At 59.1% G+C, this 23,346-nt stretch carries 15 protein-coding genes; 10 read left to right on the top strand and 5 right to left on the bottom strand.

All coding sequences use genetic code 11. The features are described 5' to 3' along the window. Positions 1–3 precede the first annotated feature (3 nt). On the bottom strand, positions 4–2,793 hold the full coding sequence (locus FBY04_RS13075; RefSeq protein ID WP_145315474.1) for an amino acid adenylation domain-containing protein: 2,790 nt from the start codon (positions 2,791–2,793) through the stop codon (positions 4–6). A 385-nt stretch (positions 2,794–3,178) separates the two neighbouring features. On the opposite strand from FBY04_RS13075, the gene FBY04_RS13070 reads away from it, so the two are divergent. Further along, on the top strand, positions 3,179–4,210 hold the full coding sequence (locus FBY04_RS13070) for an NAD(P)-dependent alcohol dehydrogenase (RefSeq protein ID WP_145315473.1): 1,032 nt from the start codon (positions 3,179–3,181) through the stop codon (positions 4,208–4,210). A gap of 45 nt (positions 4,211–4,255) precedes the next feature. On the opposite strand, the gene FBY04_RS13065 is transcribed toward FBY04_RS13070, so the two are convergent. Further along, entirely contained in the window at positions 4,256–5,194 is a 939-nt protein-coding gene (locus FBY04_RS13065) for a LysR family transcriptional regulator (RefSeq protein ID WP_145315472.1), read from the bottom strand. Positions 5,195–5,337: 143 nt separating this feature from the next. Between FBY04_RS13065 and FBY04_RS13060 the strand changes: the two genes are divergently transcribed. Next, on the top strand, positions 5,338–5,742 hold the full coding sequence (locus tag FBY04_RS13060) for a RidA family protein (RefSeq protein ID WP_084321659.1): 405 nt from the start codon (positions 5,338–5,340) through the stop codon (positions 5,740–5,742). A gap of 31 nt (positions 5,743–5,773) precedes the next feature. Here the strand turns inward: FBY04_RS13060 and FBY04_RS13055 are convergent, their stop codons facing one another. Next, on the bottom strand, positions 5,774–8,344 hold the full coding sequence (locus FBY04_RS13055; protein WP_145315471.1) for an EAL domain-containing protein: 2,571 nt from the start codon (positions 8,342–8,344) through the stop codon (positions 5,774–5,776). A 262-nt stretch (positions 8,345–8,606) separates the two neighbouring features. Between FBY04_RS13055 and FBY04_RS13050 the strand changes: the two genes are divergently transcribed. Together FBY04_RS13050 and FBY04_RS13045 are read left to right on the top strand one after the other, a co-directional pair. Then, the gene (locus FBY04_RS13050; RefSeq protein ID WP_145315470.1) at positions 8,607–9,101 is read left to right on the top strand and encodes a PaaI family thioesterase; all 495 of its coding nucleotides are present in this window, start codon (positions 8,607–8,609) and stop codon (positions 9,099–9,101) included. A gap of 78 nt (positions 9,102–9,179) precedes the next feature. After that, on the top strand, positions 9,180–9,905 hold the full coding sequence (locus FBY04_RS13045) for a hypothetical protein (protein WP_218571657.1): 726 nt from the start codon (positions 9,180–9,182) through the stop codon (positions 9,903–9,905). Between the two features lie 109 nt (positions 9,906–10,014). Here the strand turns inward: FBY04_RS13045 and FBY04_RS13040 are convergent, their stop codons facing one another. Together FBY04_RS13040 and FBY04_RS13035 are read right to left on the bottom strand one after the other, a co-directional pair. Further along, a complete protein-coding gene (locus FBY04_RS13040) occupies positions 10,015–11,412 on the bottom strand; it encodes an MFS transporter (protein ID WP_145315469.1) in 1,398 nt (465 codons plus the stop codon). Between the two features lie 578 nt (positions 11,413–11,990). Beyond that, positions 11,991–13,004, bottom strand: a complete 1,014-nt coding sequence (locus tag FBY04_RS13035) for a GlxA family transcriptional regulator (RefSeq protein WP_174602677.1) — start codon at positions 13,002–13,004, stop codon at positions 11,991–11,993. A gap of 102 nt (positions 13,005–13,106) precedes the next feature. Here FBY04_RS13035 and FBY04_RS13030 point away from each other — a divergent pair, with 102 nt between their 5' ends. From FBY04_RS13030 to FBY04_RS13005, 6 genes are all read left to right on the top strand, one after another. Beyond that, a complete protein-coding gene (locus FBY04_RS13030; RefSeq protein WP_145315468.1) occupies positions 13,107–14,012 on the top strand; it encodes an alpha/beta fold hydrolase in 906 nt (301 codons plus the stop codon). A 110-nt stretch (positions 14,013–14,122) separates the two neighbouring features. Next, entirely contained in the window at positions 14,123–14,548 is a 426-nt protein-coding gene (locus tag FBY04_RS13025) for a hypothetical protein (RefSeq protein ID WP_084321653.1), read from the top strand. Between the two features lie 634 nt (positions 14,549–15,182). Then, positions 15,183–16,409: a non-hydrolyzing UDP-N-acetylglucosamine 2-epimerase gene (wecB, locus tag FBY04_RS13020; RefSeq protein ID WP_371927787.1), complete on the top strand. Its 1,227-nt coding sequence runs from the start codon at positions 15,183–15,185 to the stop codon at positions 16,407–16,409. 58 nt (positions 16,410–16,467) lie between these two features. Further along, the gene (locus FBY04_RS13015) at positions 16,468–18,681 is read left to right on the top strand and encodes a hypothetical protein (protein WP_145315467.1); all 2,214 of its coding nucleotides are present in this window, start codon (positions 16,468–16,470) and stop codon (positions 18,679–18,681) included. A 12-nt stretch (positions 18,682–18,693) separates the two neighbouring features. Further along, positions 18,694–20,808: a glycosyl transferase family protein gene (locus FBY04_RS13010; RefSeq protein WP_084321651.1), complete on the top strand. Its 2,115-nt coding sequence runs from the start codon at positions 18,694–18,696 to the stop codon at positions 20,806–20,808. After that, the gene (locus FBY04_RS13005; RefSeq protein ID WP_145315466.1) at positions 20,805–23,345 is read left to right on the top strand and encodes a bacteriophage N4 adsorption protein A; all 2,541 of its coding nucleotides are present in this window, start codon (positions 20,805–20,807) and stop codon (positions 23,343–23,345) included. The genes FBY04_RS13010 and FBY04_RS13005 overlap by 4 nt, the downstream gene beginning before the upstream one ends. Position 23,346 lies beyond the last annotated feature (1 nt).

Here is a 23,346-nt window from a genome sequence, read left to right as displayed (position 1 = left end):
CATTCACGCCACTCGCTCGACCGTATCCGCACTGGTTTTCTTCTTTCCCCTGTACCAGCGCATCAAGACAATTCGAACGAACTTGTTCCAGGCATAAGCAACCCCGACACCACCGACTATGGCAATGACCACCGCGAGCGCCGGCACATCAACGATGTGACGGGCCAGGGACTGAAACTGGAAATGCGTCAGATAGATATACAGCGTTGACGAGGCTATCGAGGCGAGCCCTCGCGCGATAATGCCAGGCACCAGAACGGATTTGATCCAGATCACCGCGAGAACGGCAGGCACGGCGATATCGGTATATCCCCTGATGTCCAGTTCGTGCGGTCCATAGACCACCAGAAGATCCTGCCCACCCAGCACAATGACGGTCACCGCACTGACGACCCATTTCTGGAAGGTCGAATTGGCGTAGTGAATGGCCATCCCGAGCACCATGATCGCAAGATAGTGCTGCGGCACTCTTTCATAGAGTGCCTCAGCATCAAACAGATAGGCATCAATCAGAATATCCGCCACTGCCAATACGCAGGCGGCCATGACCAGATGTTGAAACGGATTTGACATGATCCATTTTCTGATTCGCTCGAACGACAGGGCGAATCCAATGATCAGGATCATTTGCAGAAGAACTTCGACATACCAATAGGTAAAGTTGCCTACGACACTTTCTGGAAACCAGTTCGAAACCAGCAGCACCGTTTGCCAGTGAACCCTGTCGAAGACCATCTGGACTAACATGGCATACAGGATTGTGGGTATCGCGATACTGATAATGGACTTTAAAAGTGTACGCGCGTTACCGCGCTCATTGATGACCTGAAGTTGAAACCTTGCGAGGCTGATGCCGGACACGACAAACAACACCTTGGTCTCGCCGGCAATCAGAAATTTTGAAAAAAGATCAAGATGCCCGATAACAATGAGCAAAATGGACATGACGCGCAGAAGAACAGGAACTTCCATTGCCCGAAGTGATAACCGGGAAGGCCGGGTTTTATGGCTCAGCTCACACAATTGGCGTACCGGTATCATTTCCCACTGATCCGGGAGATGGCCAATCAGCGCTTCAAGTGCCATGGAAGCTTGTACAAACGAGAGTGAATCCCCTCCCAGCTCTACGAACGACAAATTTGAATCTATACGCGGGACTTCGAGTATTTCCGACCATGCGGCCGCCAGCGGTGACAGGTCCTGGCTCGAACTCATCGACGCGTCCTTATCAACCGAGGGTAACGCGCGCCTGTCTATTTTTCCGTTCGGTGTGAGTGGAATGGCATCCAGGAAGACGAACAACGCCGGGACCATATAGTCGGGGAGTTCCTTGCCGACATGGTCACGCAATTCACTCGATGAAACCGGCGTTGTCGCAACGCAGTAGGCAACCAGCCTGGCGAGCGACGTGGCATGGTTGGCGAGCACCACGCACTGCTTGATTCGGGGATGCCGTGACAGTGCGCCTTCGATTTCAGTCAGTTCGATTCGATGGCCGCGAATCTTGACCTGACTGTCACCTCGCCCCAGGAAGCTGACACTGCCATCGATAAGATAGGTGCCAAGGTCACCGGTTTTATAACAAATATCGTGCTCGGCATTCGTAAACGGGTTCACCACAAACTTTTCTCGGGTTTGCGATGTGTCATTCCAGTAACCCAACGACAAATAAGGGCTGCGTATCAGTATTTCTCCGGCTTCCCCCACACTGACCAGCTGATTTGATTTATTCACGACCAGCAGTTGTGCGCCTTCAATCCCCTTGCCCAGCGGAATTTTTCCGTTATCGGCTTCAGGATCGACAGGATGGTACGCCATCGCCTGTGGCGTTTCCGTCGTGCCGTAGAAGTTCACGCTCACGGCATTTGGCGCAACAACGCGTATTTGTTTGTACAGCGTATGACTTAATGCTTCTCCGCCCCAGAACAGATATCTCAGGGTGCCTAATTCAATTTTGCGAGGTTTGGCTCCTGTCTCAATGAGTTTCCCCAGCGGAGGGGTCAGATGAATAATGGATATTTCGTTCTCTTGTATCCACGCAGCCAGAGCAAAAGGGTCAATGACGATTGACTGGGCCGGAACAACAACTTTCGCGCCAATGGACAGCGGCGTAAACACATCACGGTATACCGGGTCGTGGCCCAGACCGGACAGCAAGGAAAAGCGATCGTCTTGCGATAACTTATGGCACTCGGTATGCCATTCAATGAAGTGAACCAAAGGCGCGTGATGGGTCACAATCCCCTTCGGCTCACCCGTGCTGCCGGAGGTGAAGGTGACATAGGCCGGATCGGCCGGGTCGACTTCAGGCAAGCTCGTTTGATCACAGGCGAATGCCTGCAGGACATCGGCGGGACGTTCCGGTATTTGAACGACCCGCGGATTTGACGCAAGGCGTTCACGCTCGAGTTCGACAGTCGCCTCGCCGCACACCAGCACGAAGGAAGGCTCGAGCGCCCGAATGATTTGCCCTATACGCGCTGGCGGGTAGGCGACGTCGGCCACCGTGAACATCAATCCGGCACGCGACGCTCCGAGCATTGCATAGACCAGCCCCGCACAACGACTCGAAACAATAACAACCCGGTCGGATGGTTTAGCGCCCTCTCTGATCAGGGAAGACGCAATGCCCCGGCTTATCGCTTCAAGTTGTCGATAGCTGCACGTCGCCTCTTGAGCGATGACGGCGATTGCATCAGGCGAACGCTTCGCCTGCTGCAGGAAATCCAGGAATATCGGGCGTTCGGCAGAGTACTTCAGACTGAGCGTTGGGTCTGGGCGAAGATCGTGCATTATCCGTATGCTCCGCAGGATCTAGACGAGCTTTACATCGTGCCCCGAAAATCCTCAATGAGATGGCGCGGAATTCATCGGTGGCCGAGCAAAACATGCAGCGTAGTTCCAGTTCGCGACGACTGCATGAACGTTAGTGCAGGTTGGCCGGCGGCGCCGATAATTTTGAAGGGCCGCGATGCTCTGCTCGGTGTCATCAATGTTCGGCGATCATCAGCGCAGGCATCCGAATGCCTTTATGAATCGCCTGCGTCATCAGGCCCGCCACGTCGAGGTTGGCACTCTGTCGGCAGACGAGACGACGGTCAGCGTTACGCTACACTTTCCTGTCTGCGCCGCGATAGCAGAGTGGCCAAATCCCTGTCTCCTGACCTGGAGGTTTCCCATGAGCGATGACACCGAACTCACGTCCTTCACTGGCTGGGCCGCAACGGCGGCGGGCGCGCCACTGGAGCGCTACAGCTACGATCCCGGCCCATTGGGAGAAGAGGAAGTGGAAGTTGCCGTGGAATATTGCGGCGTCTGCCACTCCGACCAGTCGCTGATCGATAACGATTGGGGCATCAGCCAATACCCGTTTATCCCCGGCCATGAGGTGGTCGGCCGTATCGTGCGAATGGGCGCACAGGTACGCGGTCTCGAAACGGGGCAACGGGTGGGCATCGGCTGGTACAAGGGCAGTTGCATGCATTGCTCTTCGTGTATCGGCGGTTCCCATCACCTGTGTGGCACGGCCCAACCCACCATCATTGGCAGCAACGGCGGCTTTGCCGACCGCGTGCGTTCGCACTGGGCCTGGGCGCTGGCAATACCGGACGGCCTTGATCCCGCCATGGCCGGCCCTCTGTTCTGCGCCGGCTCGACGGTGTTCAACCCGCTGATGGAATTTGACGTCAAGCCGACTGACCGGGTCGGTGTGGTGGGCATCGGCGGTCTAGGCCACTTGGCATTGCGCTTTCTCAATGCGTGGGGCTGCGAAGTCACGGCCTTCACTTCGTCACTGGGCAAGCAGGACGAAGCCAAGCGTCTGGGCGCACACAACGTCGTCGCCTCGACCGACAGCGCTGCGCTGAAAGCCATCGCTGGCACCCTGGATTTTCTCCTGATCACCGCCAACGCCGACCTCGACTGGCCGGCCATGCTCGGCACCCTGCGCGGCAAGGGTCGCCTGCATTTTGTCGGCATCGTGCCCGGCGCGATTCCCGTGCACGTGTTCAACCTGATCCCCCAACAGAAGAGCCTGTCCGCCTCGCCGGTCGGTTCGCCCGCTACTACGGCGACCATGCTGGAATTCTGCGCACGGCATCAGATCCTGCCGCAGGTCGAGCACTTCCCCATGAGCCGGGTCAACGAAGCCATCGAGCATCTGCGCAGCGGCAAGGCGCGTTACCGCGTCGTGCTCGACGCCAGCAAATGACTGACGGGCGCGCCGGCTCACACCGCGCGCGCCTTCAATGGCGTATCAGGCCTTTGATTCGAAGGCATTTCGCTCGCCCACCGGCGCATGGTGTGCCATCACCTCCACGACCCAATCGATGAACACGCGCAATTTGAGGCTGATATGCCGGTTCGGCGGAAACGCCACGTAAAGCGGCATCGTATCGAGGTGCCAGTCTTCGAACAGCGGCACCAACTGGCCGCTCGCCTCAAAGGTTTTGGACATGTACTTCGGCAACCAGAGTACGCCCAGCCCGGCCAGACCGGCCGCAAGGTAGGCATTGCCATCGTCGACAGCCAACACGTAGCGACCTTTGACCTGCACACTTTCACTTTGATTGTGCATCGCATAGGGCAGCGGTTTGCCGGTGCGCGCCCACAGGAAACCGACGATTCGGTGATCCGACTCTTCCAGCTCACGCGGATGCGAGGGCGTGCCGACCCGAGCCAGATAGCTCGGTGCTGCAAATACGCCGAGCGGCAGGTCAGCGACGCGCCGGGCCATCAGCGACTGATCCGTGAGTTCACCACCGCGCACCACGCAATCGACGTTCTCGTCGATCATGTCGACGATGCGATCACTCACGCCCATGTCGATCTGGATGTCCGGATATCGCGCGTAAAACGCGGGCAATGCCGGCATCAGAATCATGCTCGCCAGCGGGCTCGGCACATCGACTCGCAGCCGGCCCCGGGGCAATGCCGAGGCGCCGGACAGACTGGTTTCCGCGTCGTCGATGTCGGCCAGCAGTTTGATCACCCGCTCGTAATAAACGGCGCCATCGGCGGTGACGTTGACTTTGCGGGTCGTGCGGTTGAGCAACTTGACGCGCAATCGCGCTTCCAGTTGCTGCACCAGTTGAGTCACGGTGGTTTTGCTCATGTGCAGGGTTTCTGCAGCCTTGGTGAAGCTGCCCGCCTCCACCACCCGCGCGAAGGCCTGCATCGCATCAAAACGGTCCATCGCCGCCCCTTGTGTCGATCAGATTGTTTGGGTTTCCCAAACAGTGATCACCAAGGTTGCTCGTTTATCGCCCCGGCGCAAGTCCTTACAGTCCCTTCAACGTTAGGTTCGGGTCGGCTTTGGCCCTTTGATGGAGGTCTTTTATGACAACGCGTGATGTGGTTTTTCCGAGCGGACGCCAGGCACTTTACGAGCGAAATCGCTACTCGCCGGCAATTCGCTCCAATGGCTTTCTGTTCGTGTCCGGGCAAGTCGGCAGCAGGGAGGATGGATCGCCCGAGCCAGACCTGGAGAATCAGGTCCGGCTCGCCTTCACCAACCTTAACGCGATCCTGGTCGCGGCCGGTTGTACCTTCGACGACGTGATTGATGTCACCGTCTTCGTCGTCGATCCCGAATCGACGTTCGAAACGATCTGGAAGATCGTGCCGGAGTTCTGGGGCAACGCGCCGCACCCGACGCTGACCGGGATTGGCGTTACGTGGCTGTATGGTTTCCAGTTCGAGATCAAGGTGATCGCCAGACTTGCGGAAACCGTCCAGGGATGAACGACCGTTGTTCAGGGTGGGTAGCCGGCCTCTAACGAACTTCTTCGACGAGGCCTACCAACTCATTGAAAGCCACAATATCCAGCGGCCGGCTCAGGAAATAGCCTTGACCTTCATCGCACGATACCGCCTTCAGCAATTTCAGGTGGTCGGCCGTTTCAATGCCCTCAGCCGTGACGGTCAGCGATAACGCACGTCCCAGGCCAACGATAGCCCGGATGATCGCCTTGTCATCCTCGCTATCGGCCAGCCGGTTCAAAAAGCTGCGGTCAATTTTCAAGCCGTCGAACGGGAATGCACGAAGGTAGCTCAGCGATGAATACCCCGTTCCAAAGTCGTCCATTGATATCCGAACGCCAAGGCGTTTGAGCGTACGCATCACCTCAACTGCACCGGTGGCGTCTTCAAGCATGACGCTTTCGGTAATCTCCAGCTCTACACGGGCAGGGTTGATTCCCGAGTCGGCGAGTGTTTTCTGAATGCGCTCGACCAGATTGCCTTGTTTGAATTCGGTCGGTGACAGGTTGACGGATACGAACAAATTTTCCGGCCACCGTGCGGCGCAGCGGCACGCGGTATCGAGAACCCAGTTGCTCAGGGAAAGTATCAGTCCGGATTCCTCGGCAATCGGAATGAACGTATCGGGTGGTATCAAACCGCGCTCAGGATGTTGCCACCGGACCAGCGCTTCGGCCCCCACCATCTGACCGTCAGCGATACGATAGCGTGGCTGGAAATGCAGCCGCAGCTCTCCATGTTTGATCGCAAAGCGCAGGTCACTTTCCAGTCGACGGCGCTCGATGATCCTGGCGTTCATGTCGCCGGCATAAAAGCGCCAGGTGTTGCGCCCTCCGGCCTTGGCTTCGTACAGTGCGATATCCGCATAGCGAAGCAGTTCGGTCGCCTCGCAGGCGTCATGAGGTGCCATCGCGATGCCAACACTGGCGCTGATGAACACCTCCTGCTCATCGATCGTTATTGGCTGCTCGACGGACTCGATCAAGCGGCGACAGAGTGTCTCTACTTCGTCCTGGGAGCTCACGTCGGTCAGGATCAATACAAACTCATCCCCGCCGACCCGAGCAACCAGGTCGCCATGGCGCACGCAGTCTGCCAGGCGCCCCGATACTTCATTAAGGACCACATCACCTGCAGCATGCCCGAGCAAGTCATTCACCGGTTTGAAACGATCCAGGTCCAGGCTAAGCATCACCAGCGGCTGGTCTATCGTCGGCAATGCCTTGAGTTTGCCGTCGAGAAACTCTTGAAGACGGGTTCTGTTCGGCAGTCCGGTCAAGGCGTCATGCTGTGAGAGGAATTCGATACGCCGACGGGCTTCGACTTCCTCGGTCACATCCGTCGCAGTCCCCCGGAACCCTCCACCCGCCATTTTTCGAGCCGAAAGACGAGTGATTCGATCCTGGCCTTCGGTATCGACGTATCGGCACTGAATACTGATATCCGGACGACGGTTCGGGATGCTGAGCCACTGAGCCAGCGTGCCCAGTTCGGTGCTCAGCAGATCATCGATCACCGCACCAATCCAGGCCTCTCTGGAGAGCCCCGTCACGTCTTCGAATCGTTCTGACAAATAGGTGAAATGCCATTCGGGATCGATTTCCCATACCCAGTCCGAGCTGGCTTCAACGACGTCGCGAAAGCGTGCTTCGCTGGTGGCAAGGGCATCCTGACTGCCTTGCAGTGATGCGTAGCTGGCGTCAAGTGCCCGCGCCCCCGCCGTCGTACGACGCAAAATGACCCACGTCATCAGGCACACCAACAGCGCAGCAACGCCGATCAAGGGCAACCCTATCCCCAACAACCGCAGGCCTGGTCTTTGCGGACTCCACTGCAGGCTGCCGGCCGAACCGTCATCGCCCAGAGGAAGGAGCGACGCAGTGTCCATTTCACTAGAGGTGGCGAGGTGCAGGCGATCGACCCCGAAATCGTCGCCGATCATCTGCAGCTTGGCGCTGTTCAATACATCGACGAAAACCAGCACTGAAGGTGGCCGGTCATCAGGCACCACTGTCGGATCGGTTCCCGGCGTGATGGCTGCTGCCGCGACGAGGGCGGGCACTCCTCCCACATTGATGAAGGCTGTTGTCGGTGTCTCTGTTTCCGCTCCTGCACGCGCCTTATCAAGAACCCCGGCGATGGACTGCTTGAGCCACTCAGTGACTTCTACGGATTTCAGCTCACCCTTGACCACAGAGTAAACGGTGCGATCGAGGTCGTTGACGACAAACAGCCCCTGGATCCCGAAATCCGCGTAAAGCGTTGCTCCGACGTTCTGTCGTACGAAGGCCCAGTCAGGGTCCACTTTGGCATGCAGGTGCCTATAGGCATCGCCCCAGAATGCGTAATCCTTGACGGTTGAGCGCAGCGATTTTTCCAGCGACTGGACGGCCTTCTTCGTGTAGAACGCGCTTTCAGCCTCTTCGGCCCGGTCTAGATCATGTGCAAGGTAAACGAGTGAATAGCTGGCCAGTAAAAACACGCCTGCCAATAGACCCACAAACTTGAAGAGCGAGGCGCGAGCCAGGACCACGCTGGAACGACGGGAGGAAGAAGGGTTATTGGAGGCGAAACTGTTCGGCATGGATTCCCGCCTGTCGTTGAAAAAAGTACTTTGCATACACTGCTATCGGCTACTTTTGCAGAACGATGAGCCGGGGCATTACATGAAGAGCCACTGTCTATTAAAGCCTATGGTTCTGCCCCCCACACGATCCAGCCATGAAGAGCGTTCACCGGGGAATGATCTGACGCCCGAGCCGGAGAGGCAATGGCAGCCCCCATCGTTATCGGTTCAGCGTTAAAATCCGCCCGGTCCGGTTCACATTCTTGAGGATGACCCAGGTATGCCTACGCTCGACACTTCCCTGCAAGACACCGCCGCGCCTGACGGAGTTTGTTACGGCTGCGGCGGCAGCAATCCGCACGGGCTGCAGATCAAGAGCTTCTGGCATGAGGACGGCGAGCATGTCATCGCCGAGCACATGCCGGGAGCCAAGTATTGTGGTTGGCCGGATCTGGTTTACGGCGGTTTGATCGCGATGCTGGTTGACTGCCATTCGAACTGGACGGCGATGGCCTATCACTACCGCATGGAAAACCGCGAAGTCGCCAGCCTCCCGCGCATCAACTGCGTCACTGGCAACCTGGGCATCAAGTTCATCAAGCCGACGCCAATGGGCGTCCCGTTGACCCTGCGTGCGAAAGTCGAAGGTGAAGTCGGACGCAAAACCCGCGTCATCTGCGAGGTCTACGCGGGGGATGTGCTCACGGCTGTCGGGGACTCCATTTTTGTGCGCGTCGATACCGAGCAACTGGCGGCGGTTGCGCATGGCCGGTAGTTTGCGACCCACTGCAAAAAACCTGGGCTTTTCTCGGGTGCCGATTCCTTTTGCTGCTATCCCCAACCGGACTGACCTGTGCCGTTAAAAACCCGCAACTATATGCTTGAAGTCCTCGAGGACCTCGGCATCGGTGGTTTCGCAGCCCGTCCCTTCGACTGCGCCTTCGAATTGCTCGCCGCACCGCCCAGCCGCAAGCGTCTGATCGTGATCGGCTTCAACGGCTCTCTCGCCGACGACATCCACACCAATGCCGGCGCGGTACACGCAGGCTACGAGCAACCCGAGTTTTCCAATGTCGCCCATGGCCTGAAAGGCGGCTGGGGTTCGACGCCCCTGCCCCGGCGATTGACCGAGTTGCCTGCCAAGCTTGGTTTTGACTGGCGCGACACCCTCTATACCAATGCGTTGCTGCTGTGCTCGGCTGATGCAGCGTCCATACAAAAAGTTGCGCGGCAATCGTCCGCGGCGAGTCTGGAATCGCTGACACGCAAATCAATGGATTTTTTCGAGCGGGTGACAGTGTCGCTCGCGGAGCCCGAGTTGATCATTGCTTACAGCAACGGCCTGGGAAGCCTCTCGGCGGCGAAGATTTTGTGGGAGAGATTCGGGAATGGGGAAGCACTGGATCACGTTGTCTCGTCTTCGTACCGAGCGACTTATGGCTTCACTGCAACCATTGGCAGCCGCAAGATTCCGGTCGTGGGGATTCGGCACATGTCCCGATTTGTGCCGAGCATTGACGCAATCAAACTGGCCTGGGAACGGCAAAAAACGTGCACCGACAGTCAGACAAACCGCTGATGACTTGCTTACACGCCCCGGTACATTGATCGCCGAAGCCCGACGACATTGAACCGCTGACCGCAACCACCCACGTTGCGTGCCGGTTCAACCTCGTCGGGCCCACCGTTTACAGGTCGGTGATTTCCTTATGGCGTGGCACCAGCAGTTTCATCACGCTCCACGCCACCAGATAAGCCACCGCACAGATGGCGAACATGATCATGTAGCCGGTGTGAATGTCGTTGATCGATTTGTAGTAGTCGAACACCCAGCCGCCAACTTTGGTCATCGCTACACCGCCCATACCGCCGGCCAGGCCGCCAATACCGACCACCGAAGCGATGGATTTTTGCGGGAACATGTCGGACACGGTGGTGAAGATGTTGCACGACCACGCCTGATGCGCCGACGCGCCTATGCCGATCAACAGCACCGGCACCCAGAAACTGATGTAACCGAAAGGTTGCGCCAGCAGTACCAGCAGCGGGAAGAAAGCGATCACCAGCATGGCTTTCATACGACCGTCATACGGCGCGTCGCCACGCGCCATGAAATAGCTGGGAAACCAGCCACCGCCGATGCTGCCCACCATGGTCATGCTGTACAACACGGCCAGCGGCCACACGATGGCCTGGCCTTTCATGCCGTATTGCGCCGAAAGATACGTCGGAAGCCAGAACAGGAAGAACCACCACACGCCGTCAGTCATGAATTTGCCGAAGGCAAAAGCCCAGGTCTGGCGGTAGGTCAGCAACTTGAACCACGATACTTTTTTATCAGCGACGTCCGGTTTCGGGGTGACGAGCACCTGTGCATCACTGCGGATGTAGGCCAGTTCCTGCGCCGAGAGACGTTTTTGCTTTTCTGGTTTCTCGTACAGCGCAATCCACACGGTCACCCAGACGAAGCCCAGCATGCCGATCACGATGAATGCCGCTTCCCAACCCCACAGGCCAGCAATCAGCGGTACGCAGATCGGCGCCAGGATCGCACCGACGTTGGCGCCAGAGTTGAAGATGCCGGTGGCGAAGGAGCGCTCCTTCTTCGGGAAGTATTCGGCAGTGGCCTTGATCGCGATCGGAAAGTTACCCGCTTCGCCGATCGCCAGCACGGCGCGCGACAGCATGAAGCCTGCGATCGACACCGGGATGACGGCCAGTCCGAACGCGCCACACACCGCTGCGATGCCCTCGCCCATCGGCACTGAAAAGGCATGCATCATGGCGCCGGTCGACCAGATACTGATCGCGATGATGTAGGCCTTCTTCGTGCCGATCTTGTCGACGAAACGGCCCGCAAACAGCATGGAAATCGCGTACACAAACTGGAACACGGACGCGATGTTGGCGTAGTCGCTGTTGCTCCAGCCAAATTGCGTCGACAGGTCCGGCGCCAACAGACTGAGCACCTGACGGTCCAGGTAGTTGACGGTGGTGGCAAAAAACAACAGTGCGCAGATCGTCCAGCGGTATTTACCGACGGCCTGGCCGACACGTTGCGCATTGATGGGCTCGTTCAGATTCATGGCATCACTTTATTATTGGATTATGGTGATGATCTCTCGGTTTCAAGCGAGATCACTTCTTACGCGCAGCACGCCGCTCAGCGGCTCGCGTCAGACGAGTAGCACGTGTAATCAGGGGATTGGCGCAGCTGTCACAGACAATGCGCACGGACAGGCAGTCAGGACCGGCCCATAAGAAGCGCCATGCAGGGAGGCGAGAAAGCGGATTGAATTCATGATGGGAACCGGTTTTTGTTTTTAGGGATGTAACATCGTATGTCATCGTACAACCTTGCCTTTTATAGCGAGTCCCCTACCCGGCTGTCAATCTGGAAAATCGCCGTTCGTCTCGACATTGCGCGCCGCTGAAAATGAAATTTTCGCCAAACGGCGCAGACTACGGTGCCTGACAGCATTCAGCCGTCGGTGAGTGTCAGTGGGCATTTAGGGAATCATATAGTCGTACGACAACGCATGTCGTGACGATATAGGCCTATGTAGGAGCGAGATTGCTCGCGATGGTCATTAACGAAAACGCGCGTTATCTGACTAAACGCGGTGCTCTGAAGTCCATCGCGAGCAAGCTCGCTCCTACAGGCTTACTTGACCAGCCGCGTTTCCTTCGACGGCCTGTACCCGAAATACGAGCTATAGCACTTGCTGAAATGACTCGGCGACACAAAGCCACACGCCACCAGCACATCCACCTGGGACAGCTCCGTGTGCTGGAGCAGTCGACGCGCCTCGGTAATCCGCAGCTCCATGTAATAGCGCTGTGGCGTGGTACCGAGTTGCTCCTTGAACAAACGCTCCAGCTGTCGACGAGAACGCCCTGCATAGACCGCCAGTTGTTCCAGCTCCAGCGGCTCTTCGAGGTTGGCGTCCATCAGCTTCACCACCTCGCGCAAGGGAGCGCTCACACAGACATTTTCCGTCGGTTTGATGCGCCGGTAGCGGGACTCTTCGAACGCGAGGATGTCTTCAATACCCTCGACGAGCGCCTTGTCGTGCAAGCCCTTGATCCAGTCCAGCGCCATGTGGAAAGCCCCTGACGGACTGGACGCCGTGAGCCGGTCCCGGTCGATGACAAAAGGCTCGCTGGTGACGTGCGTGGCCTTGGCAATTTCCGCGAGCGCAGGGCGATGTTCGGGGTGAATCGCGCAACGGTAACCGTCGAGCAAACCGGCGATCCCGAGGAACCATGCGCCATTCCACAATCCAGCCAGGCTGACACCTTGGTCGGCGGCCGCTCTCAACAGGCTGATCAACTCATCAGTCGCTTTCAACTCGGTTCGGTAGCCACCGCAAATGACCAGCAGATCGAGGTCGTGAATCACCGAACAATCGATGCGCGCATCCGGGCGAATGACCAGCCCCAGATCGCTGACGACTTCCCCGTCGTTCAAGCCGAACGTGCGGGACGAAAACAGTTTGGGTCGTAGCAGATTCGCGGTGACGATCGTATCCAGCGCCTGGGTAAAAGCAGGCAGCGAGAAATGTTCGAGCAGCAAAAAGCCTGTCCGTGTCATTTGAACAGGCTCGCCGGGGTTATCGTTCAGATAGCGAAGATTCTTCCCCTTCATGCCTCCGCTGAATTGGCGTCGTTCGATCAAGGTGTGTGGCACTCGGTTGCGTTAACGGACAGGGACTCTGGTACCTCAGGATATCGCAAAACGGGCTACGCTCCTCCAATCGGTTCATCTGGAGACAGCGCCATGATTCGCACCATGCTGACGGCTACCCTGCTTCTTGCGCTAAGCCTTCCATCCCATGCCGGCGTGCCTCCCTTCCCCGCTTCATTCCGCACTCAGGACATCCCGGTAGAAGGCGCGAAAATCCATGTCCGCATCGGCGGCAAGGGTCCCGCTGTGGTGCTGTTGCACGGCTTCGGCGACACTGGCGACATGTGGGCGCCACTGGCTGCCGACCTGTCCAGGGATCACACCGTCGTGGTGCCGGACCTGCGCGGCATGGGTTTGTCGTCGATCCCGGAAAGCGGTTACGACAAGAAGACGCAAGCGGGTGATGTGCGTGCGGTGTTGGCCTCGTTGGGTATCGAACACTCGGTGGTCATCGGCCACGACATCGGCACCATGGTCGCCTTCGCCTACGCCTCGCGTTATCCGCAGCAAACCGATCGCCTGGTGGTGATGGATGCGCCCGTGCCGGGCATCCCGCCGTGGAACGATATCGTGCGGTCACCGATGCTGTGGCACTTCGACTTCGGTGGCCCAGATGCCGAGCGCCTGGTGGCCGGGCGTGAGCGCGTCTACCTGGATCGCTTCTGGAACGAGTTTGCCGGCGACCCCACCAAGGTCGACGAGGCAACCCGTCAGCACTACGCCAGACTCTACGCACGACCCGGCGCGATGCATGCGGCGTTCGCGCAGTTCCGCAGCATTCGTCAGGACGCGCTGGACAACGAAGCGTCGATGAAGACGCGCTTGACCATGCCGGTGCTGGCGATCGGTGGGGAAAAATCCTTTGGCAACAACGAAGCCATCGTCATGCGCAACGCGGCGGACAAGGTCACGGAAGTAGTGATTCCGGGAGCAGGACATTGGCTGATGGAAGAAGCGCCCACGCAGACCATTCAAGCGATTCGAGACTTTTTGCAGTGACAGCCTGTCGCCGATCAAAAACGAATTGAACCCCTCGCGCCATCGTGTTTTCGAAACTTTATCAGCGCTGACCCCTGATCCGGCAAGGCGCCACTGGAGAGGAAATCCCGATGAACAGTAGAGTTCTGCTTCTGATCGCCAGCCTAGGCCCTACCTTGGTTTTCGCTGAAGGCTGCGACGTACTGACCCGCTCCCAAAGCCCTTCCGTGCCTGTAGTCGAATCCCATAGCTGTTATGAGTACGAAGGCATGCCGGTAAATTCCATCGATTGGTCCTGCAGCAATGAAAGCAAGGAAATGACGACCAGCACCAGGAAAAAGGTCGACCAGTGCGACGAGCATTATCAAGCCACCTGTATTGCGACCTTGACTCAGGAGTCGCTGGCCAACCCTCATTCCACCAGTAAGGACAAGAATGCCAAGTCGCTCAACATTCCCGACAATGCCCAAGTGACGACGTATTACTACGACGCCGAGCACTTGAGCCAGGTGAAGATCGATTGCGAGTCGGGCGGTGGTCACTGGAAAGCGAAGTAATTACCCAGGTTTTATTCCGGCGACCAAAACACTTACCCTGCCAATTGAAGCAGGACATTTATAAAACACTTACGAATCATCCATAAAAATTATTACGCTATGACAATATACAGGCGTCACTTAAGTGACTATTACCCGCTATACTCCAGAAGGCCGCTGACTTACAGCACGGCCCGGACCCTTATACAGTCGGAATAATTCATACGCTCCGACGAACGGACTACCATTTTAAATAAATACTTTTAAATCATCGCCTTACACTTACTAAAACAATCAACAATAACTGTGCTGAAATATCGAAAAACTATAAAAGACCGACCACAATTTCAAAAGTTTCAAACTTTTGAATTTAATAAAAAAATATATATAACACTTTTAAATACTGTTCTTCGATGCTAATAATTCGGCGATCCGGGCTCCAGGCAACGCACTCTCTCACCTGAAGTGAACATCAATTCACTTCGCACGCCGATGACCCGACCTTAATTAAATCCAATTACCGCTAGCTTGCTCAAGTTCCAATAAAACTGGGCCGCTGTTGTGTTGCGCACTAAAACTGCGCGAGGAAGGCATCATCGCTCGCCAAAAGATTAAAATCCTTTCGATCTTCGGGACCCGTCCGGAAGCCATCAAGATGGCGCCGTTAGTCAAAGCCCTTGCCGCGGAGCCGGGCATTGATTCGCAGATCTGCGTCACCGGCCAGCATCAAAGCATGCTGAAACAGGTGCTGGATCTGTTCGACCTCAAGGCTGATTGCACCCTTGATGTGATGACGCCGCACCAGACGCTCAACTCGCTGACCGCGGCGTTATACGCCGCGATTGACCCAGTGCTGGAACGGGTCCGCCCGGACCGGGTGCTGGTGCATGGCGACACCACCTCGGCCATGGTCGCCGCGATGGCGGCATTTCATCGACGCATTCCGGTCGGCCACATGGAGGCCGGGCTGCGAACCGGGGACATCTACAGCCCGTGGCCGGAAGAAATGAACCGTCGCTGCATCGACCTGGGTGCAGACATGTTGTTCGCGCCGACCCACGAGTCGCGCCAGAACCTGCTCGACGAACGCCTGCAGGGTCGCACCTTCGTGACCGGCAATACGGTGATCGACGCGTTGCAGATGACTGCGCAACGCATTGAGCAGGACGCCGACTTGCGTGCCAGTCTGGACCAGCAGTTTTCGTACCTGCAGAGCGGCCGCAAAGTCTTGCTGGTCACAGGGCATCGTCGGGAAAACTTCGGCGAAGGCTTCCTGGATATCTGCAAGGCCCTGAGTCATCTGGCCCGGCGTGCGGATATCCAGATCGTCTATCCGGTGCATTTGAACCCCAATGTCATCGGCCCGGTCACCGAGCAACTGGGCGACCTGCCCAACGTGCACCTGATCAAGCCGCTGGATTACCTGGCCTTCGTGCGCCTGATGCAACGCGCCCACGTGATCCTCACTGACTCCGGTGGCGTGCAGGAAGAAGCGCCGTCACTGGGCAAACCGGTGCTGGTCATGCGTGACGTAACGGAACGCCCGGAAGCGGTAGCGGCGGGCACGGTTCGCCTGGTTGGCACCTCGCCGGACTCGATCATCGCCGGCGTCAACGCGCTGTTCGATGACGATCTGCTGTGGCGGCGATGCTCTCTGGCAGCCAACCCTTACGGCGATGGCAAGGCCAGTGCGCGCATCGTCGACGCCCTGATGGGGCGCCCGGTCGATGATTTCATCGTGGTCCCTGCGCTGCCCGGATCCCTGGGAACTGTAGGAGCGAGCTTGCTCGCGATGGACTCAAGAACGCCGCGTTCGGCCAGTAGATATGCGCCATCGTTAACGACCATCGCCAGCAAGCTCGCCCCTACAGATCGACATTAGGCCAACACCTCTCTTTAAACCGAACCGCTCCTCCCTTATCAGCTCGAGATCTACCTGAATGAAGTCTTCCGTTGCCATCCATACGGGCGCGCTCAGCGCCCTTGCCTGTGGCGTGAGCCTGCTCGCGCTCATGCCGACCTTTGCCTTGGCCGCGGACAGCCCGCTCACCCAGGCGATCAACCGGCTCAACGCCGACACTCGCCAGGAGCGTGTGGTGCGTTTGAGCGATCTGGGGATCGACGCGCCGATCATCCTCGGCTCCACCGATGCCCGTCGCGAGCTGTATCTGCCGGTGCCGGCGGGTGTGCCGCTGACGGAGGCCACCCTGAATTTCAACGCAAGCTATCTCAATGGTGAAGGCGGCCGCAACACGCTGCTGCTGTCGCTGGACGGTTATCCGGTGCGCGCCGAAGGGCTCAGCGAACCTCAGGGCGACGCCAGCACCACGCTGGGCGTGGACAAGAAACCGCGGGACAGCGGCTCGTTGCGCCTGGGCATTGCCTGGTCGTCCATCGTGTCCCGCGTGTTGTGCGAAGACGAACGCGCCATCGGCAACGTGTTGCGTATCGAACCGGACACGCGCCTCACCTACAGCTACGACGCCAGCCAGTTGCAGGACGTTGGCGCCGCGTGGACGGCATTGCCGGGCAAACCGGGCATCATGGTCGCGTCCGGCACCTTGTCCGCCGAAAGCTACGATGCGGCGTGGCGCCTCGGGGTGGCGCTGGAGCGGATCGGCAAGCACAGCCGCATCCTGCCCTTCCCTGCCATTCAAGACAGCGTTGACCTCAGCGGCCTGCGTATTCCGGCTGAGTTGCTGAGCATTCCGGCATTCGCCAGCCTCAACGGCAAAGGCTCGCACACGCTGGCAGACGCTGCACAAATCGGCGCCCTGCTGATGCTGGGCCAGACGCCGAACGTCCAGGCGGACCTGGCCATCAACGACCCGCAACTGCTCAAGGCCGTCAATGCATCTCTGGACGCGCTGCAGAGCCAGATTCAAGGTCTTGACGCCACGGCAGCCAACGCGCTGACACAGTGGCGTGAACGGCATATCAACGCAGGTCTGGCCGCCACCGGTACTGACAACGTGCGCCTGGCGCTACTGGGCACACGCCCGGTGCTGATGATCGCGCCGCAAGCCACCGACAAGGCCTTGGCCTTGTTCAGTTCCGCCTGGAACACACTGGCACGCAGCCGCCAATTGACGGTCAGCGAAGCTCAGTTGCCATTGAGCGCCGACGGCCGTGTGGCCTTGTCGCGCCTGGGCGGTAATGCTGGCGCTATCGACGTGCTGGCCAAATCCGACTGGAGCACTTCATTCCCTCTGGGCAGCGTGGCCTATGACGGCCGCTTGCCAGTCAAGGCTGTGATCGATGTGTCTGCCGCGCCCGGCGCCTCGGACACCGCGCCGGTGGCCTCGCTGTTTCTCAACGACTATCTGATTGGCGCGCAACAGCTCGTGGCCAACGGTGAAATGCAACGTATCGAAGCGCGTATCCCGCGATATGCGGTGGGTGCAACGAACGTCTTGCGCGTGTCGTTCCAGCGCCAGCCAGTGAGTGACCGCTGCCTGGAAACGCCACAAGCCTTCCCGGTCTCGGTGCTGCCGACCAGCCACATCGTGCTGGATAAAACGGCCCTGGGTGATGACTTCTCCGGCATGGCCGCGCGCTTTGCCATGGACACGCAAATCCTCGTACCCCAGGCCTACCTCGACCACCCGGCAAGCAGCTTGCCGCAAGTGATTTCGGTGGCCGACGGCGCCGGGGTCTCGCCACTGCGGGCACAACTGAAAGTCAGTGCCGATCCAAAGATATCGGTCACGCCGGACAAAGCCTTCCTCGCCTTCGAGCTGCCGATCATGGACAGCAAGGAATCGGTAAAAGCGGATGAGCAGGGTCGCCTGCGCATCAATCACAAGGATCAGGTGCTGCTGGACGTGCATCCCCTCAACCACCTGGCCTCGTTGCAAGTGGTCAATGCCGGCGGACAGCACGGTCTGGTCTATCGACCGCTGGGCACTGACTCGCCACGCTTCGCCAAACCGATTCTGCTGGCCCGCGGCGACGTGGCGATCCTCGGTGACAACGGTGCACTGACCACCTTCGACACCCAGGACCCGAGCGGCAGCCAATTGATCGACAACGATGAACCCAAGGGTCTCGACGCCTGGCGCACGCCGTCGCTGTTGTGGCTGATTCCGGGTGGCATCCTGTTGGTTCTCATCCTGTTGCTGGCTGGCCGAAACGCCCGTCGCAATCGCCAGTAACGGAACCCTTCGATGACGTCGCTTTATTGGCCCTACTGGTTGGCCCACTACTACAGCTTCCTGGAGATCTCGACCATCGTGGTCGCGATACTGATCCTGATCTCCAGCCTGGACGATCTGTTCATTGACCTGTGGTACTGGTCTCGCCGTCTGTTTCGCAAGTTCACCGTGGACCGAAAATACCGGCCGCTGACCGCCGAGCAATTGATGGCCCGGGACGAACAGCCGCTGGCAATCATGGTCCCGGCCTGGCTGGAATACGACGTCATCGCGCCGATGATCGAGAACATGGTGTCGACCCTGGATTACCAGAACTATGTGGTCTTCGTCGGCACCTACATCAACGACCAGCGCACCATCGATGAAGTGGAGCGCATGCGTCGGCGCTACAAGCAACTGCATCGCGTGGAAGTCCCGCATGCCGGGCCGACCTGCAAGGCTGACTGCCTGAACTGGGTGATTCAGGCGATCTTCCTGCACGAAAAAACCCACGGCATGACCTTCGCCGGCGTGGTTCTGCACGACAGCGAAGACGTGCTGCACCCGATGGAATTGCGCCTGTTCAACTACCTGCTGCCGCGCAAGGACATGATTCAGTTGCCCGTGGTGTCACTGGAGCGCAACTGGTACGAATGGGTGGCCGGCACCTACATGGATGAATTCGCCGAATGGCACGGCAAGGATCTGGTGGTGCGTGAAAGCATGACCGATACCGTGCCGTCCGCCGGGGTCGGGACCTGTTTCTCCCATCGCGCCCTGCGTGTGCTGGCCGGGGAAACCCAGAACCAGCCATTCAACACCGACAGCCTCACCGAGGACTACGACGTTGGCGCACGCCTGGCCAAGGTCGGCATGAACGCGATCTTCGTGCGTTTCCCGGTGCAGTTTCGCGTGCTGCGCAAATCCTGGTTTCGCAAGCCTTACGAATCGACCCTGAAGATGCCGTTGTGCGTGCGCGAATTCTTTCCCGATACCTTTCGCACCGCTTTTCGCCAGAAAGCTCGCTGGACGCTGGGCATCGGCCTGCAAGGCTGGGAACAAATGGGCTGGAACGGCTCGCTGGCCAACCGCTATTTGCTGTTCCGCGACCGCAAAGGCGTGGTGACCGCGTTCGTCAGCATCATCGCCTATGTGATTCTGGTGCAACTGCTGGGTCTGATCATCCTGCGCCAGAGCGGGCTGTGGGACGTGAGTTTCCCGACGCCGTTCGAGACCAACGGTTTCATCAAATACCTGCTGCTGGCCAACGGTATTGCGTTGGCCTGGCGTATCGCCCACCGCTGCTATTTCACCACCGTGCTCTACGGCTGGCAGCATGGCTTGCTGTCGATCCCGCGCATGGTCGTGGGCAACTTCGTCAACTTCATGGCCGCCTCCCGCGCGTGGCGCATGTTCATCGTCGGCAAGGTGATGAACCGCAAACTGGTGTGGGACAAGACCATGCACGACTTCCCGTCCACCGACCTGGTCGCGGCCGCACCGCGCAAGCTGGGCAGCGTGTTGCTGTCTTGGCAGGCGATCAACGAAACCGATCTGCAAAGCGCCCTCACCGAACAGAAAACCCGGCACATGCCATTGGGGCGGATTTTGCTCAGCAACGGTTGGCTGGATGACGAGACACTGGCGGAAGCCATCGCCTTCCAGAACGATCTGCCGCGGGTGTTCGATGTGGCCGGCAAGGCGCAGTCGTCGACCCTGACCCTGGACGATGAGTTCGCTCTGCGCTGGCGCGTCGTGCCGCTTGGCTTGAATGCCGACGGCCGCGCACAAGTTGCCGTTGCCAGCCCGTTGCCGGCTGCCGGCCTGCAACAGGTCAGCGAGGTATTGGGTAGCGAACCGGTGCAGCTGATTGCCCGGGAAAGCGAAATCGTTGCGCAGTTGCGTCAACTGAACGTGCGCGATGGCCAGGCCGTGCCGGATGCCCGCGCGCCACTGCTGGGTGACCTGCTGATAGAAATGGGCCTGCTAGATCGCGACGAGTTCAACCGCGCCATGCTGCAGTACCGCCCGCAGCGTCACGGACGCATCGGCGACTATCTGGTCGACAGCGGCGTGTTGTCTCGCGCCACCATCGAAAAGGCCGTGGCACGTCAGCACAGCCATTACCCTGCGGAGCTTCCGGCATGAACCGCCCCTTGTTGACCCTCATGGCCACGGGGCTGAGCCTGCTGCCCGCGCTTGTGCACGGCGAAACACTGCCGCTGCCATTGACCGGCCCGGCCTATGTCACCGCCAACGAGGCGTACAGCGCCTATGAGCGTAAAGACTATGACCTGGCCATCGCCAAGGCCCGCGAAGCCTTGCGTCAACGCGCCGACATCACGCGCCTGAACACGCTGATTACACTGGCTCAACGCGACAAGGAATTGCGTGACCATCCCAAGCGCTACCCGCAGTCCCGCCAGGCGCCCGGCTTCGGCGCCGCGGCAAAGGCCTTCAAGGCCTATGATCGCGATGACTTCGGCGCGGCGGCTCAAGCGGCACGTAATGCCATCGCGCAAGCACCCAAACGCATGGATTATCGACTGCTGCTGATCGAGTCCTTGCAGCGCCAGCAACATCTGCAAGACGCAGATCAGGCTACCACCCAGGCCCTGGCCGTGTTCCCGAACGACGATACGTTGCTGATGCGCCGCGAAGCGATTCGTCGGCAACTGGCGGCGCCACTGGCGGTTGCGGGGTATCGCGCCCTGGAGCAAGGCCATGTGCCGTTGGCCGTGGACCAGGCCAGGAAAGCCGTGGCCTGGGCGCCGGAAATCGGCGCCAATCAGCAACTGCTGATCAGTGCCCTGCTCGCTGCCAACGACTACCGTGGCGCCGAGCTGGCCGCGTCAGGCGCGTTGGCCCAGGACGATGGGGAAATCGCTCCGTGGATTCTGCGCAGTTATGCCCTTGATCGACAGGGCAAAACCCAGGCGGCCCAGGCGGACCTGAATCATGCCCTGGCCATCGATGGCCTGCTGGCAACAGAAACCCGCGACATTCGTTTCTTCGCCGCCGACACCGCACTGGCCCACGGCGAGCCGCAACAAGCGCTCGATCATCTGCAGCCGCTGGCCGACGATGACAACGGTGAAGTGGCCCGCCGACGCACCGCCGCTCGCATGGCGTTGCGACAGAAAGTCAACGGCTCAAACGCTGTGGCCCGCTTCCCGGCACCGGCCTTGAACTGTCAGGAAACCGCGTTCGGCCTGGTCTGCGATATCTGGCCGGGCAACCAGCGTGACGGCGGAACCGAGATGGCCGGGCAGGCCTACGCAGCGCTGGCTCGCAAAGACCCGGCAACAGCGGGTGCACTGGCGACTGAAGCCATTCGCCGCGCGCCGCAGAATCCGGCTTACCGACGTCTGCTGGTCAGTGCCCTGAGCGAACAGAAACGTGTGCCCGAAGCCATCGCGGCGGCCAGCGAAGGCCTGAAGATCACCGGCGATGACGCCCAACTGTTGGCCCAACGCGGTCGCCTGCGTCAGCAATCGGGCGACGACTCCGGTGCACGTCAGGACTTTACCCAAGCCTTGGCGCTGGGCAGTTTGCCCGCTTACGAAGAGGCCAGCCTGTATGCCGCCATCGGCCAGCGCCGGACCGCGCGCGAACGATTGCAACAAGCGCGGGACACCGGCGAACTGGAGTCGATGAGCGATTTGCAGATCGCTTATTTGTCGGTCCAGGCCGGCGATGACGACGGTGCACACGCGTCATTTCGCAAGTCCGACGCCGTCACCCGACTCACGCCGACAGCCACGCAGGACGCGGCCTATAACGCCATGCGGGTCAATGACGACGAGCAAGCCGTCGCCTACTTCAAACGCGTCATCGATGCGCAAGCGTCCGGTGATCTGGACATGCCTGCGCAGCAGCTGTTCGACACCCGCCGAGCGGTGGGCGATGTGTCGCGCAGGATCGGCTTGACCAGCACCACCAGCTATCGCGGCAACAATTCCAGCAGTGGCCTGAGTTCAGCGCCCAGCAGCGGCAGCAGCAATGACAGTCTGCAAAACAGCACCGAACTGTCCTGGCGCCCGTTAGGTTATCGCAACGCTCGCTTTGTCGAACTCTACGGCCGCGTCACCGACACGCTATGGAGCAAGAACGGCGATTCGGATACCGGTTTCGACGCGCTGCAAGGCGCCGTTGGAGCCCGGGTCAAACCGTTCACGTCGCTGAACGTGATGGCCGCCGTCGAACGCACATTCCCGATTGGATCATCGGACGTCGATGGCGACTGGCTGGTGCGCCTGGGTTATGGCGCAAGCGTGGGCACCGATCTACGGGTCGACGCCTCCAGCTGGTGGACCTCGCAGTTCTTCGCTGAAGGCGGTCATTACATCAACGACTCGCGGGACTATTTCAACAGCGAATGGCAGGTCGGTCGCAGCTACGCCATTGGCGGCGCGGGTTCGCGCTGGGTCAGTTTCCCCCATGTGGTGGCCGCGTTCGATTACGACTCGAAAATGAACAGCGGGACCGATGCCGATGGCAGCACCGAATCATCGTCCGGCAAGGCCGGGGGCGTGGGTGTCGGCAATAACGTCCGCTACTGGTTCCGCGAGGACACGTACAACGCCCCCCGCTCCTACGTGGATTTTTCCCTGCAATACCGCGTGAAGGTGTTGGGCGATGACCGCGCTCAAGGCGTATTCGGTCGCCTGACTTATTCCTATTGAG

The sequence above is a fragment of the Pseudomonas sp. SJZ080 genome (assembly GCF_007828295.1).
Taxonomy (GTDB): domain Bacteria; phylum Pseudomonadota; class Gammaproteobacteria; order Pseudomonadales; family Pseudomonadaceae; genus Aquipseudomonas; species Aquipseudomonas migulae_A.
The sequence above is the reverse complement of the archived record's forward strand: the minus strand, read 5'-3'. Positions and strand labels throughout refer to the sequence as shown.

Excerpts from the sequence above, each read along its gene's own strand:
- FBY04_RS13015 (WP_145315467.1), top strand. The coding sequence starts at position 16,468 with ATGAAGTCTTCCGTTGCCATCCATACGGGCGCGCTCAGCGCCCTTGCC.
- FBY04_RS13075 (WP_145315474.1), bottom strand. The coding sequence starts at position 2,793 with ATGCACGATCTTCGCCCAGACCCAACGCTCAGTCTGAAGTACTCTGCC.
- FBY04_RS13040 (WP_145315469.1), bottom strand. The coding sequence starts at position 11,412 with ATGAATCTGAACGAGCCCATCAATGCGCAACGTGTCGGCCAGGCCGTC.
- FBY04_RS13030 (WP_145315468.1), top strand. The coding sequence starts at position 13,107 with ATGATTCGCACCATGCTGACGGCTACCCTGCTTCTTGCGCTAAGCCTT.
- FBY04_RS13060 (WP_084321659.1), top strand. The coding sequence starts at position 5,338 with ATGACAACGCGTGATGTGGTTTTTCCGAGCGGACGCCAGGCACTTTAC.
- FBY04_RS13070 (WP_145315473.1), top strand. The coding sequence starts at position 3,179 with ATGAGCGATGACACCGAACTCACGTCCTTCACTGGCTGGGCCGCAACG.
- FBY04_RS13010 (WP_084321651.1), top strand. The coding sequence starts at position 18,694 with ATGACGTCGCTTTATTGGCCCTACTGGTTGGCCCACTACTACAGCTTC.
- FBY04_RS13025 (WP_084321653.1), top strand. The coding sequence starts at position 14,123 with ATGAACAGTAGAGTTCTGCTTCTGATCGCCAGCCTAGGCCCTACCTTG.
- wecB (WP_371927787.1), top strand. The coding sequence starts at position 15,183 with ATGGCGCCGTTAGTCAAAGCCCTTGCCGCGGAGCCGGGCATTGATTCG.
- FBY04_RS13005 (WP_145315466.1), top strand. The coding sequence starts at position 20,805 with ATGAACCGCCCCTTGTTGACCCTCATGGCCACGGGGCTGAGCCTGCTG.
- FBY04_RS13050 (WP_145315470.1), top strand. The coding sequence starts at position 8,607 with ATGCCTACGCTCGACACTTCCCTGCAAGACACCGCCGCGCCTGACGGA.
- FBY04_RS13055 (WP_145315471.1), bottom strand. The coding sequence starts at position 8,344 with ATGCCGAACAGTTTCGCCTCCAATAACCCTTCTTCCTCCCGTCGTTCC.
- FBY04_RS13065 (WP_145315472.1), bottom strand. The coding sequence starts at position 5,194 with ATGGACCGTTTTGATGCGATGCAGGCCTTCGCGCGGGTGGTGGAGGCG.